8 protein-coding genes are annotated in these 13,587 nt (G+C 67.8%); 3 read left to right on the forward strand and 5 right to left on the reverse strand.

What is annotated here, in order from left to right; genetic code table 11:
* The first annotated feature begins 3 nt into the window (after nucleotides 1–3).
* Complete coding sequence (ligD, locus tag LRM18_RS04635; RefSeq protein WP_270951777.1) at nucleotides 4–2,487, forward strand: DNA ligase D; 2,484 nt, start codon at nucleotides 4–6, stop codon at nucleotides 2,485–2,487.
* Nucleotides 2,488–2,545: 58 nt separating this feature from the next.
* On the opposite strand, the gene LRM18_RS04640 is transcribed toward ligD, so the two are convergent.
* From LRM18_RS04640 to LRM18_RS04655, 4 genes are all read right to left on the reverse strand, one after another.
* Nucleotides 2,546–2,938, reverse strand: coding sequence for a hypothetical protein (locus LRM18_RS04640; protein ID WP_053506096.1), 393 nt, complete (start codon nucleotides 2,936–2,938; stop codon nucleotides 2,546–2,548).
* A gap of 243 nt (nucleotides 2,939–3,181) precedes the next feature.
* Entirely contained in the window at nucleotides 3,182–4,210 is a 1,029-nt protein-coding gene (adhP, locus tag LRM18_RS04645) for an alcohol dehydrogenase AdhP (protein WP_049468447.1), read from the reverse strand.
* Between the two features lie 96 nt (nucleotides 4,211–4,306).
* On the reverse strand, nucleotides 4,307–4,945 hold the full coding sequence (gene eda / locus LRM18_RS04650) for a bifunctional 4-hydroxy-2-oxoglutarate aldolase/2-dehydro-3-deoxy-phosphogluconate aldolase (protein ID WP_049468449.1): 639 nt from the start codon (nucleotides 4,943–4,945) through the stop codon (nucleotides 4,307–4,309).
* A complete protein-coding gene (locus LRM18_RS04655) occupies nucleotides 4,932–5,951 on the reverse strand; it encodes a sugar kinase (RefSeq protein WP_080375592.1) in 1,020 nt (339 codons plus the stop codon). The genes eda and LRM18_RS04655 overlap by 14 nt, the downstream gene beginning before the upstream one ends.
* Nucleotides 5,952–6,234: 283 nt before the next feature.
* On the opposite strand from LRM18_RS04655, the gene LRM18_RS04660 reads away from it, so the two are divergent.
* Nucleotides 6,235–8,985 (forward strand): TonB-dependent receptor, encoded by a 2,751-nt coding sequence (locus LRM18_RS04660; RefSeq protein WP_270951784.1) that lies wholly within the window; start codon nucleotides 6,235–6,237, stop codon nucleotides 8,983–8,985.
* Nucleotides 8,986–9,123: 138 nt separating this feature from the next.
* The gene (locus LRM18_RS04665; RefSeq protein ID WP_206633133.1) at nucleotides 9,124–12,927 is read left to right on the forward strand and encodes a LamG-like jellyroll fold domain-containing protein; all 3,804 of its coding nucleotides are present in this window, start codon (nucleotides 9,124–9,126) and stop codon (nucleotides 12,925–12,927) included.
* A gap of 34 nt (nucleotides 12,928–12,961) precedes the next feature.
* On the opposite strand, the gene LRM18_RS04670 is transcribed toward LRM18_RS04665, so the two are convergent.
* Entirely contained in the window at nucleotides 12,962–13,549 is a 588-nt protein-coding gene (locus LRM18_RS04670) for a cysteine dioxygenase family protein (protein ID WP_019658826.1), read from the reverse strand.
* Nucleotides 13,550–13,587 lie beyond the last annotated feature (38 nt).

Consider the following 13,587-nt stretch of genomic DNA (forward strand, 5'->3'; position numbering starts at 1 on the left):
GCCATGTCGCTGCACCAGTACCGGCGCAAGCGCCGGCTCGGCGGTGGCGCCGGGCAGACGCCGGAGCCTGACGACATCCCCGCGCACGGCGATCCGAAGCGCCGGCCGACCTTTGTCATCCAGCTGCATCACGCCAGTTCGCGCCACTACGACTTCCGCCTGGAAATGGAGGGGGTGCTGAAGAGCTGGGCGATACCGAAGGGCCCCTCACTTCGGGCCGGCGAGAAGCGGCTGGCGGTGCAAGTGGAAGACCATCCGCTGTCCTACGCCACGTTCGAGGGCGATATCCCCGAAGGCCACTACGGCGCGGGCCATGTCGAAGTATTCGATCAGGGCACCTGGGCCTGCGAAGGGGATCCGCTTGAGGCACTCGCCGCAGGAAAGATCGACTTCGTGCTGCATGGCCAGCGCCTGGCAGGCGCCTGGAAGCTGGTGCGCACGGCGATGAAGGGGCGCCAGGTGCAATGGCTGCTGATCAAGCGCGATGACGATGCAGCACGCGATGCGGAGGCGGACGACCTGCTGGAGGTACCCGCGTCGAAAGCCCGACCGTCGAAGAAGCGTGCTGCGACGAAAGCGGTTCGCGCCGCTCCGGCCGCGCGCGCCCGCGGCCACAGGGCCGGCGCGCGCTGGCGTACCCGCGCGCTGAGGCTGGAAGGCGCGCGTGATACGGCCTATCCCCGCGACTTCAAGCCACAGCTGACCGATCACCGCGACAGTGCCCCGGACGGCGAACGCTGGCTGCATGAGATCAAGTGGGATGGCTATCGGCTGCTGGCCGACCTGCACGAAGGACAGGTGAAGCTCCGTTCGCGCAACGGCCTGGACTGGACGGCCGACTTCCCAGAAGTGGCGCAGGCGGTGCAGGCTCTGCCGGTGGATGATGCGCGCCTGGACGGCGAGCTGGTGGTGCTGGACAAGCAGGGGCGCAGCGACTTCGCCGCGCTGCAGCGGGTGATCGACGGCAGTTCGAAGCAGCCACTGCGCTATATCGTGTTCGACCTGCCCGGCGTGGCCGGAACGGACATCAGTCGTGCACCGTTGCTGGAACGCAAGGCGCTGCTGAAGGATCTCATCGGGCCCGCGCCGGGCATCCTGGCGTTCAGCGAACACGTGATCGACCATGGACCGCAGGTGTTCGACGCCAGCGGCAAGGCCGGTTTCGAAGGCATCGTCAGCAAACAGGTGGATGCCCCGTACGTGAACACCCGTGCACGCAGCTGGGTGAAGGTGAAGCACGAGGACACCGAGGAGTTCGTGATTGTCGGCCACACTGCACCCAAGGGTTCACGGGTAGGATTCGGCTCGCTTCTGCTGGCGGCGCCGGACAAGGGAGGGCTGCGTTACGTGGGACGGGTCGGCACCGGTTTCGACGATGACAGCCTTCGCGCGCTGGCCCAGGCCTTGCAGCCATTGGCAGTGACGGCGCCGGTACTGCAGCTGCCGGCACACGTCCCGTTCCGCGCGGCGAGCGTGCGCTGGGTCAAACCGGTGGCGGTGGCCGAGGTGGCCTTCCGTGGCTGGGGCAAGGAAGGCCTGCTGCGCCAGGCCAGCTTCAAGCGGCTGCGCAGCGACAAGCAGAAGGAGGACCTGGGCGTGGACGCAGCAGAGGCCGACGCGGGGTCCGGGGTCCAGATCACGCATCCCGAGCGGGTCGTGTATCCCAGGCAGAAGCTGCGCAAGGGTGACGTGGCCGGCTACTACCGGCGCATGGCACGCTGGATCCTTCCTGAAATCGCCGGCCGGCCGCTGTCACTGCTGCGCTGCCCGGATGGCGTCGGCAAGGCCTGCTTCTTCCAGAAACACCATGGCCCCGGGCTGGGCGACGCCGTGCATGCGGTGCCCCTGCAGCAGAAAAGCGGCCGCGAGGACTATGTCTACATCGACGATGCGCGGGGCCTGCTGCAACTGGTGCAGATGAATACCCTGGAGCTGCATCCGTGGGGCGCGACCGTGGCCGATCCCGAGCATCCCGATCGCCTGGTGTTCGACCTCGATCCCGGCGAAGGGGTGAGCTGGGCACAGGTGAAAGCCGCCGCGCGCGATGTCCGTGACCACCTGCAGGAGGTCGGCCTGGAGAGTTTCGTGCGGCTGTCCGGTGGCAAGGGCGTGCATGTGGTGGCGCCGCTGCAGCCCAAGGGCGACTGGGAACAGGCCAAGGCGTTCTGCGAGGCGTTTGCGCGGGCGATGGCGGAGCGGGCACCGGACCGCTACGTGGCGACCATGAGCAAGGCCAAGCGTGGTGGCGTCATCTTCATCGACTGGCTGCGCAACACGCGCGGCGCCACCAGCGTGTGCTCCTGGTCGCTGCGTGCGCGCGACAGTGCCGGCGTAGCGGTGCCGCTGCGCTGGGAAGAGCTGGCCCGGGTCAGAGCGGCCGATGCGTTCCCGATGGAAAAGGCGCTGGCCCGCGCCAAACGGCTGGACAGTGACCCATGGCAGGGCATCGCGCAGGTGAAGCAGACGCTGCCGTCGCTGAAACGGTAGTACCGGCCGCTGCAGGATGGGAGGTTGCCGGCCAGCGGCCGGCACTCCCTGCATGCGCTCAGCGCGGGTCGCGCGAGGGGCGGCGGCCGAACCACCAGCCCACCAGCAACTGCAACGGCAGCGATGCCAGCAGCGCAATGACGAACCAGAACGGGAAATCCGCGCCCGTGGTCCACATCGCGTAGCCGCAGCCCAGCGCGATCAGCGACCAGATCGAGAATCCGTGCGAACGCGGCCAGCAGGGCGCGTAGTAGGTGGCAAAGGCGATCCCCGCGATGCCGCCGAGCACGCTGAAGGCGAGATCCCAGCCCAGCTGCACGCTGTTGTTGCCAGGCGCCATGCCCAGCAGTGGCGGCAGCCAGCCGGCGACGCTGCTGACCAGTGCAAGCGACAGCACGCCACCGATCAGGGCAACGATGGACAGGAACAGGATCTTGAGCATGGCGGGCATGCGCGCATTGTACGGCTGCCACAGAGTGCCCGCGTTGCCGGCCAGCGGCCGGCACTACCGAACCGCCCGGGGTTTGCCGGCCAGCGGCCGGCACTACCGAACCGCCTGGGGTTTGCCGGCCAGCGGCCGGCACTACCGAACCGCCTGGGGTTTGCCGGCCAGCGGTCGCACTACCGATGAATCGGCATGGCCGCCGCGTCCGTGGGAGAGGGGGACGGAGCGACGGCGGCCATGCACGGAGGGTCAGGCAGCGAAGTCCAGTACGACGCGGCCTTCGATGGTGCCGGCATGCATGCGTGCGAACACGTCGTTGATGTTCTCCAGGCGGTCGGTGCTGACCGTGGCCGCGACCTTGCCTTCGGCGGCGAACTGCAGCGATTCCTGCAGGTCCAGCCGGGTGCCGACGATCGAGCCGCGCACGGTGATGCCATTGAGCACCATGCCGAAGATGTCCAGCGGGAAGTTGCCGGGTGGCAGGCCATTGAGCGACACGGTACCGCCACGGCGGACCATGCCCAGCGCCTGCTCGAACGCCTTGGGCGATACCGCCGTGACCAGGGCGCCATGTGCACCGCCGATCTCCTTCTTCAGGAACGCAGCCGGATCGGTGCTGCGCGCGTTGACGGTGACCTGCGCGCCCAGCTGCCGCGCCAGCGCCAGCTTGCTGTCGTCCACGTCCACGGCGGCGACGTTCAGGCCCATCGCGCGGGCGTACTGCACCGCCATGTGGCCCAGGCCGCCGATGCCGGAGATCGCCACCCAGTCACCGGGCTTGGTGTCGGTGACCTTCAGGCCCTTGTAGACGGTCACGCCGGCGCACAGCACCGGCGCGATCTCGACAAAGCCCACTTCCTTCGGAAGCAGGCCGACATAGTTGGCATCGGCCAGTGCGTACTCGGCGAAGCCGCCGTTGACCGAGTAGCCGGTGTTGCGCTGCGTCTCGCACAGCGTTTCCCAGCCACCCAGGCAGTGTTCGCAATGGCCACACGCCGAGTACAACCAGGGGATGCCGACCCTGTCGCCTTCCTTGACGTGCCCGACCCCGCCACCCACGGCCACGACGTGCCCCACGCCCTCGTGACCGGGGATGAACGGCGGGTTCGGTTTCACCGGCCAGTCGCCCTCGGCGGCGTGCAGGTCGGTGTGGCAGACGCCACAGGCCTCGATCCTGACCAGCACCTCGCCCGCCCCCGGGCGCGGTACCAGGACTTCCTCGATCACCAGTGGCTTGCCGAACTCACGCACGACAGCGGCCTTCATGGTCGAATTCATGTTCGGATCTCCGTAGTGCGCTTGCCCACAGAATGACGCCGGCGCGAGGCCGGCGCTTTGATCACGATCAAACCTTTGAAGATCCGTGCGCCGGGTTCAGCTGGCCAGGACCGACGCTTCGCGGGCCAGGCGCTCGATGGCGTCCCAGTCGCGGGTCTGCAGCAGCGCCGGGGTGGTCAGCCACGAGCCGCCCACGCACAGTACGTTGGGCAGGTGCAGGAACTGCGGCGCAGTCTGCGCGCTGATGCCGCCGGTCGGGCAGAACCGCACCTCGGAGAACGGGCCGTGCCAGGCCGCCAGCAGCGCGGCACCGCCGGCCTGCACGGCCGGGAAGAACTTGAACGTGTCATGGCCGTGTTCCAGGCCCAGGATCAGGTCCGAGGCCGTGGCCGCACCGGGCAGGTACGGCAGGTCGGCATCGCGCGCGGCCGCGTACAGGGCCGGCGTGGCGCCGGGGGACACCGCGAAACGCGCACCGGCCTGCTTCGCCGCCTGCATCTGCGCGGAGGTGAGCACGGTCCCGGCACCGATCACCGCGTCCGGTACGGCTTCGACCATGGCCCTGATCGCGTCCAGCGCCCGCGGCGTGCGCAGCGTCACCTCGATCACCGGCAGGCCGCCGCGGAACAATGCCTGGGCCACGTTGACCGCTTCATCCACATCGTCGGGGGTGTACACCGGGATCACCGGTGCCAGTTTCAGGACCGCGCGTACGCGCGGATCAGCGGCGGACATCGAGTTGCTCCTCGCCCATCAGGGCCAGCACGTCAGCTTCGCTGACAGGATTGAAATCGCCGGGAATGGAGTGCTTCAGCGCCCCGGCGGCCAGGCCGAAACGCACGGTGGCGTCGGCATCAAGGCCGGACAGGATGCCATGCAGGATGCCGGCCGCGAAGGCATCGCCGCCGCCAATGCGGTCGACGATGCCCTGCAGGTGACGCACCGGGGCCTGCGCGCGCGTCCCTCCGCGGCCCAGCAACAGCGCGCCCATCGCATGATGGTCCACGCTCAGCACCTGCCGCTGCGTGCATGCCATCCACTGCAGCTGCGGAAAGGCGCTGAACGCGGCCGCCGCCGCTGCGTCGACCCGCTCCACCGGGTCCGGCTGCGTGAAGCGCGTACCCAGCACGACCTCCATGTCGCGGTAGTCGGCGAACACAATGTCGGCCTGCGCGAACAGCGCGCGCAGCACCGCCTGGGCATCGCCGCCCCAGCGCTGCCAGAGGCGGGGCCGGAAATTGCCGTCGAAGGAGACGCGGACACCGGCCTGGCGTGCCGCGCGCGCCGCCGCCAGCGTGGCGGCAGCCACGTCAGGGCCCAGCGCCGGGCTGACACCGGACAGATGCAGCCACTGTGCGTCCTGCAGCAGCGCAGGCCAGTCATAGTCGGCCGCCGTGCTGCGTGCGAACGCCGAATCCGCGCGGTCATAGACCACTTCACTGGCGCGCTGCACCGCGCCGGTGGTGAGGAAATACAGCCCCATGCGGGCATCCGGCACTTCGCGCACATGCCGGGTATCGACCCCGTGCCGCCGCAGTTCGCCCAGCGCGTGCGCACCCAGCGGGTTGCCCGCCACCGCGCCGACCATCCTCACCTGATGTCCCAGCCGGGACAGCGAGACACCGACGTTGGCCTCGGCGCCGCCCACATGGACCTGCAGCTGCGGCGACTGCAGCAGCAGTTCGTGGCCGGGGGCGCCCAGGCGCAGCAACAGCTCTCCGAAACACACGATACGACCCATCTCAGCTCCTTCACGCGTGCCGCCGGCATGGGACACTGCATGGCATGTAAGTGGACCACGCAGGGGGCGTGGCATTGACCATCGGTGTCATTCTAGACCGAAGTCGCCTTGCAGGTGCTCGATCGACATGACGAAACCATTGTCCTGCAAGCGTCTTGGAGACATTACAGATCTGTTGCGGTGCAAGATGCCCGATCCCGGTGGTGCTGCTAACGTCGGCTTTGACCAGCGGTGTCATTCCGCTACACAGCCGCGATACCAGACCTTTGGGAGAGGGAAAGGCATGCAATCTCGGATCCATGGAAAAAAGACACCGGTTACCTTGCTGGCGATGGGCGTGGCGCTTGCCCTGTCGGCAAACGCGACCGCCCAGCAGCAGACCGCAACCGACCTGGACACGGTGACCGTCACCGGCTATCGCGCCAGTGTCGAGAAGGCGCTGGACATCAAGCGCGGCGAGGCCGGCGTGGTCGATGCCATCGTCGCCGAGGACATCGGCAAGTTCCCCGACCTCAACCTGGCCGAATCGCTGCAGCGCATCCCCGGCGTGGTGATCACCCGCGAGGCCGGCGAGGGGCGCAACATCTCGGTGCGCGGCCTCGGCCCGGACTTCACCCGCGTGCGCATCAACGGCATGGAAGCGCTGACCACCGTTGGCGCCGGAGACCAGAGTGGCGGCACCAACCGTGGCCGTGGTTTCGACTTCAACGTCTTCGCCTCGGACCTGTTCTCGCAGCTGCTGGTGCGCAAGACCGCCTCGGCCGACGTGGAAGAGGGATCGCTGGGTGCCACGGTCGACCTGCGCACCGCGCGCCCGTTCGACTATGACGGCTTCACCTTCGCCGCCAGCGGTCAGGCCGGCTACAACCAGATGGCTGAAAAAGCCGATCCGCGGGTGGCCGCGCTGATCTCCAACACCTTCGCCGATGGCACCTTCGGTGCCCTGCTGTCGGTAGCCTACTCCGAGCGCCAGGCACTGGAGGAAGGCTCCAACACCGGCCGCTGGGCCAACGGCCCCAGCAACGGCAACTTCGCTGCGTCATCGCCGTTTGCCGCAGCACGCGCCGCGGATGTCTTCCATCCGCGCTTCCCGCGCTACGTGCAGATGGAGCACGAGCAGAAGCGCCTGGGCGTGACCGGCTCGCTGCAGTGGAAACCCACCGACGCCACCGACGTCTCGCTGGACGTGTTGTATTCGAAGATCGATGCCACCCGCGACGAGCACTACATCGAAGCGATCTCCTTCAGCCGCGGCAGCAGCAGCACGCCGCGCCTGGTGGGCAAGCCCTCGACCATCGTCAGGAACGGCGAGATCCGCAACGGCGCGCTGCTGTACGGTGAATTCGACAACGTCGACATCCGCTCGGAGAACCGGCACGACGAGTGGAGCACCGAGTTCAAGCAGATCAGCCTGAACGGCCAGCACCGCTTCGGCGACGACTTCACCGTGTACGGCAAGCTCGGCATCTCGCGCTCCAGGCACGAGAACCCGGTGCAGACCACCGTCATCATGGACAAGTACGACGTCAAGGGCTACAGCTACGACTATCGTGGCAACAGCCGCTTCCCGATCCTCAACTACGGCATTGATCCGACCAGCCCCAATGGTTGGGAGCTGGCGGAAATCCGCCTGCGCCCGCAGTACGTGGACAACGATTTCGATACCGGGCAGATCGATTTCAACTGGAACATCAGCCCCGGCTTCCGCCTGAAGGGTGGCGTGCTGGCCAAGGACTATACGTTCAAGACCACCGAACTGCGCCGCGCCAGTGAACTGGCCGTGCCCACCTTCGCCAACGGCAGCAGGATCGTGCCTGTGGACATGGTCAGCCAGGCGGGCCTGAAGGGCATCGACGGCAATCCGTCCAACTGGGTGGTGCCGGACCTGGATGCGATCGCCGACCAGTTCGACATCTACAGCAACAGCGGCATCTACGCCGTCGCCCCCCGCGCCAACAACGTGCGCAGCGTGGAAGAGAAGGATCGCGGCGCCTACCTGATGGGCGAGTTCAGCACCGAGATCGGCGCGCTGCCGCTGTCGGGCAACTTCGGCGTGCGCTACGTGCGTACCCGGCAGTCGTCCACGGGCCTGTCTACGCTGGCCAGCGGCACCACCTCGACCACGGCCACGCGGACCTACGACGACACCCTGCCCTCGTTCAACCTGGTGGCCGAAGTCACGCCCGATTTCCTGATCCGCCTGGGGGCGGCCAAGGTCATGACGCGCCCGGGGCTGGGCAGCCTGACGCCCGGCGCAACCGTGGCCGTGGCCGGCGGTGCCCGCACCATCTCCAGCGGCAACCCCAACCTGGACCCGACACGTGCCACCAATGTCGACCTGGGCTTCGAGTGGTACTTCGCCGAAGGCGCGATGGCGGGCCTGGGCCTGTTCTACAAGGACATCGAGACCTCGGTGCAGACCCTGCGCGAGAACCGCCCGTACACCGACAGCGGCCTGCCCGCCGAACTGCTGACCGGTACCGGCGCCTCGCCCACCGACGACTTCACCTTCACCCGCCCGGTCAACACCCCCGGTGGCGAACTGTACGGCGCCGAAGCGAACTACACGCAGCCCTTCAGCTTCCTGCCGGGCAAGTGGTCGAACCTGGGCGTGCAGTTGAACTACACCTGGGTGGAATCGAAGATCCAGTACATCAACGCGTCCGGCCAGCCGGTGATGAAGAACGATCTGCTGGGCCTGTCCAAGTCGTCCTGGAACGCAACCCTGTTCTATGAAGGCGAGACCTTCTCCGCCCGCATCTCGGCCACCAACCGCGATGACTACCTCACCCAGGTTCCGGGCCAGGAAACCGGCTTCAACCTGGACGGCTACCACGGCATGACCGGCACCACGGTCATTGATGCGTCACTCCGCTACAGGATCAGCGACCAGCTGGAACTGAGCCTGGAAGGCATCAACCTGACCAACGAAGCCTCCGACGAGTGGGTGTACTCGCCTGCGACCGGCCGCCTGCCGCTGCAGTACACCGAAACCGGCCGCCAGTTCCTGCTGGGCGTGCGCTACAAGTTCTGAGCAATGCCGGCGGCGCGCACCGGTGCGCGCCGCCGCACGTCGTGACCGCTGCTGCGCCGCAAGGTGCCGTCGTGGCATGGCCTTGCTACGGTCCGGCGGCCCACCGCCGGCCGTCGCCCGTTGAAAGGAAACGTCTTCATGCCGCACCGCACGACCTTGTTCCGCTGCCTGCTGCTGGCAGCGGCGCTGGCCGCAGGCCCCGCGACGGCCGCCGCCGATGTCCCTGCCCTGCTCTTCCACGTCGATGCCCGCCACGGCCTGCAGGCCGTGACCGCACAGGGTGAAGCCGTACCGAACTTCCGCGACAGGGTGGCGGTGGTCGACGATGGTGCCGGTGGCAAGGCCATCCAGTGGGAAGACGACGGCGTACTGGCCTGGGACGCACCGGGCAACATCCTGGCCCAGCGCGGCACCCTCGCCTTCGACTGGCGTCCGCGCTATGCGGTGGGCGAAGCCCCGTTCGTGATCTTCCGCGTCGGCTACGCCGACCACAGCAGCTGGGACATGGCCTGGCTGCGCGTCGACTGGAACGGCCACGGTTTCGATGCCTTCGTCACCGATGCCAACCTCGCACGCACCCGCGTGTCGTTCCACATGGACACGCCACCGCGCCCCGAGCAGTGGCTGCACCTGGCCTTCGCGTGGGATGAAGACCAGGGCGTGCGCCTGTTTGTCGACGGGCGCGAAGTGGCGCGGGCGCAGACCACCGGCGACTACGATGCGGCGCTGGACCAGCTCGGCCTTGCCGGGCGGGTGATGGCACCGTACCAGGTGCAGAGTCGCTACAACTTCCTGCGTGGGAGTGATTTCCAGCACATCCGGGTCTACGATCGCATGCTGGATGCGCCGGCGGTGGCAACGCTGGCGCGCGGGCGCGAGCCGGCCAGCGCCGTGGCGATCGGCGATGGCACGCGCGCCTGGCGCCACCGCTTCGGCTGGGAAGGGGCTGCACCCCCCGCGTTGGCGGCCGGCGGCACCCGCATCCGCAAGATCGAATTCGCCGACACCCGCGACCTGAAGGCGTGGATGTGGAAGGCCACCGATGGCATCGCCGAAACCACCTGGCCGGGCGTGTACAACCGCTCGCGCCTGCCCGGCCGCAATGACTACTTCCAGCTTCCGGACTGGAACACCTATGTGGAAGGCGGCCAGCACCTGGACCTGACCCTGCCGGCCACTGAAACGGTGAACCGCGTGGAGATCCGTGGTGCGGCCTTCGGCACCCTCGCCCACGGGCCCGACGCCGCACATGCCACTGACGTGCTGGCGACGCGCCCCCGCAGCGTGGTGCGCAGCGTCGACGACATTGCCGCGCAGCGCGGCGGCGTGCTGCGTTTCAGCAACGTCGAGCAGGAAACACCGATCCAGGAAATCTGGGCCTACCACGTGAGCGAGGGCACCGAGCCGGAAGGCACGGTGAAGCAGACCTACATCATCGACAGCCAGGCGCTGCCCGACTACACCAACCTGGACGCATTGCGCCGCTACATTGACGGACGTTTCCCGGCCGCCGAACGCAGCACGGTGATGGCGCTGCCGAAGGGCGCCGGTTCCCGCCGCCGGGATGCCGGCACCCTGCCCGCACATCCGCAGCCGATCGTACACGTGCTGATTCCTTCCGGCGTGGGTGACGCGCCGGCCAACCAGCCGCTGATCCGCAGCTGGGCCTACAGCTGGGAAAACATGCACGACGGCCTGGATGGCGTGGCCCTCGATATCCCCGCGCTGGACCTGCCGGCCACCCATGACGGGCTGATCCCGCTGAACATCCGCATCAAGGATCCGATCTGGCCGGCGCGCGACATGATCGATGTATCGGTGTCGGTGCCGCCACGGCAGGCGCGCACGCTGTGGCTGGACCTGCGCGATCGCATCCTCACCCCGGACAGCCTGTGGCTGAGCATCGCCTCGGCCGCGCCGGGCTTCGATGCAGGCGCCTTGGACGGTGCGCAGGTCCGGCTGGTGTTCAAGCCGCGCGCCGAGGCACTGAAGGAGCACGTGGCCGACCGCTTCAACCAGGTCCGCGACAACTGGGGCTTCCTGGTGGAAGAGCACACCACGTCCAAGCGCCAGCGCCTGTACGCGCGCGTGTACGCGGACCTGAGCGACCTGCTGCGGGTGGATCCGGACCATGAACTCGGCCGCCTGTACTGGAACTACATCAGCTACAACAGCCAGGGCCGCCCGCCCTACACGGCGCCTGCCGTGCCCAGGGGCGTGCCGGCGTGGGCATTCAACCAGGTGCAGGACCTGGCGCAGGTGCGGCAGTTCGTCGACTGGTGGATCGACGAACGGCAGGTGGCCTACGGTGACTTCGGTGGCGGCATCTCCGACGATTCCGACCTGACCCAGCAGTGGCCGGGACTGGCCCTGATGGGCGTGCGGCCGGATCGATTGAACGCCTCGCTGACCGCGCTGTCCGACGCGGTGTACCGCAATGGCATGTTCAGCAATGGCCTGAGCACCATCGAGACCGACGAACTGCACTCGTACGAGGAAGGCATCAACACCAACAGCGCCATGCTCTACCTCAACTGGGGCGATCCGCTGACGCTGGAACGCCTGATGGAAACAGTGAAGGCCTTCGACGAGCGCATCATCCTGCGCAACCCGCAGGGCCACCTGCTGTTCTCCAGCAACTGGTTCGGTGGCAACAAGGTGTACCGCGAACCGAACTGGCAGTGGCAGAAGCCGTATTCGTTCCCGGTGCTGCACCCGGCGTTCTTGCTGGGCCAGTACAACGCCGATCCGACCGGTCGCAAGCTGGTGATCGGCCTGGCCGATGGCTACCTGGCCCACGCAGGCAAGGACGACAAGGGGCGCTTCACCCTGCCCAACGAGATCAACTGGGCCAGCGGTGCCACCCGGGGCGGCGAGTTGAACAATGGCTCCGGCGGCGGCGACACCTTGCACACCTTCTGGGCCGCGTGGCGCTGGACCGGCGATGCGAAGTACCTGCAGGCACTGGACTACCGCGTGGCCCGTGGCGGCCCGGGCGCGCTGGCCAACCTGGGCGAGAACGTGGTGGACATCCTGGGGCGGCAACAGGACTGGTATCCGCTGCTGAGCGCCGAGGCCGATGCGGGAAAGACCGGGTTCGCCAGCCTGATGGCGTGGCAGGCCAGCGGCGACAGGGCCTACATCGCCGCGATGCATGCCGACGGCCTGCAGGCGAAAGTGCAGCGCGCGTACATGAACACCGACGGCCACTGGTGGTCCGACCGCGTGGAAGCGCCCAGTGAATTCCTCCAGCGCGCACGCCTGGGTGGGATCGCGCTGAAGCGCAACCAGAGTTGGCCCGGCCACACCGTCAGCTGGCGCTTCGACCGCGATGGAGCGGCCGAACAGGTCGCCCTGCTGGTGCATGCGCCGTCGCGTGAACGTTTCACCGTTACCAGCTACAACCTGGGCACGCGCACCATCGGCGCCGACATGACCGGCTGGAACGTGGCCAGCGGGACCTGGCGGATACGCAGCGGCGTGGATGCCGATGGCGATGGCCACATCGACGGCACGCCCGCCGAACGCCGCGTACAGCTGGAAACCAGCGCTTCGGTGGCGCTGCAGTTCCGTCCCGGGCGTACCGAGGTGTTCGAGTTCGAACGCGTGTCCGAGGGAACACCGGTGGAAACACGGCCGGACCTGGGCGTGGGTCGCGGCGACGTACGCATCGACGGCAGCCAGCTGCAGGTGACCGTGCACAGCCTGGGCCATGTCGGCACCGGCGTGGCCGTAGCAATGCTGGAAGACGCGCGCGGTCGCGAGATCGCCCGCACGGACGTGCCGGCGCTGGGGGCACCCAGTGACCTGCAGCCGAAGACCGTGCAGGTCTGGTTGCCGTTGCCGGCCGGTGACCGCAGCGGCCTGCGCGTGCGCGTGGCGCTGGCCGACGGTGGCGAGGAAGTGACCCGGCTCAACAACGTGGTCGGCGTGCCGCGATGATGCCTGCATTACGCCGGGCGTGATCCGGCGTGGGTCAGGACGCCTCGGTCTCCAGCCGTTTCATCCGGCGCTGGTACCAGCCATCATCCAACGGCTCGAACACCGCGCTGCGTTCCATCACGCCCTCGTAGACATGCAGCGACACGGCCACGTCCGCGTCGCTGGCGTTGCACAGCGTGTGGTACTCGTGCGGCGGAATCAGGCTGCCGGCGCTACCGCGGTGCCCGTACAGCGTGGGCTGGGCGGCAAAGCGATGACGTTCGCCATCCTGTTCAATCAGCGCATAGGGAGTGACGATCAGTTCGCCCTGCCAGACGCCTTCCACGCACCACATCGCATCGTGGTCGTGCAGCGGCGTGCCCTGGCCCGGGCCCCAGCACATGGCGATGACGCTGTAGCCCAGGGTCGGGCTGCGGTGCAGTTCACGGCGTGCGTAATGCCCTTCGACCGGGCGCCGCACGCAGGGGGGCAGCTGGATGGACGGATCGACGATGGCCTCGCGCAGCACCTGCTGCAGCGCACCGGTGATGGCCTCCGGCGTGCCCAGCATCACCGCGGCATCGATCGCAGCGAACAGCCGCTCCCGGCCGGTGAATGACGGTGGCAAGGACATCGTTCCCATGTCCCGACTCTAGCTGAGAGCGGTTAACAGAATGTTTG

Source organism: Stenotrophomonas sp. PI_27, from assembly GCF_027854495.1.
Lineage (GTDB): Bacteria > Pseudomonadota > Gammaproteobacteria > Xanthomonadales > Xanthomonadaceae > Stenotrophomonas > Stenotrophomonas pavanii.

Excerpts from the sequence above, each read along its gene's own strand:
- LRM18_RS04665 (WP_206633133.1), top strand. The coding sequence starts at position 9,124 with ATGCCGCACCGCACGACCTTGTTCCGCTGCCTGCTGCTGGCAGCGGCG.
- LRM18_RS04670 (WP_019658826.1), bottom strand. The coding sequence starts at position 13,549 with ATGGGAACGATGTCCTTGCCACCGTCATTCACCGGCCGGGAGCGGCTG.
- eda (WP_049468449.1), bottom strand. The coding sequence starts at position 4,945 with ATGTCCGCCGCTGATCCGCGCGTACGCGCGGTCCTGAAACTGGCACCG.
- LRM18_RS04640 (WP_053506096.1), bottom strand. The coding sequence starts at position 2,938 with ATGCCCGCCATGCTCAAGATCCTGTTCCTGTCCATCGTTGCCCTGATC.
- ligD (WP_270951777.1), top strand. The coding sequence starts at position 4 with ATGTCGCTGCACCAGTACCGGCGCAAGCGCCGGCTCGGCGGTGGCGCC.
- LRM18_RS04660 (WP_270951784.1), top strand. The coding sequence starts at position 6,235 with ATGCAATCTCGGATCCATGGAAAAAAGACACCGGTTACCTTGCTGGCG.
- adhP (WP_049468447.1), bottom strand. The coding sequence starts at position 4,210 with ATGAATTCGACCATGAAGGCCGCTGTCGTGCGTGAGTTCGGCAAGCCA.
- LRM18_RS04655 (WP_080375592.1), bottom strand. The coding sequence starts at position 5,951 with ATGGGTCGTATCGTGTGTTTCGGAGAGCTGTTGCTGCGCCTGGGCGCC.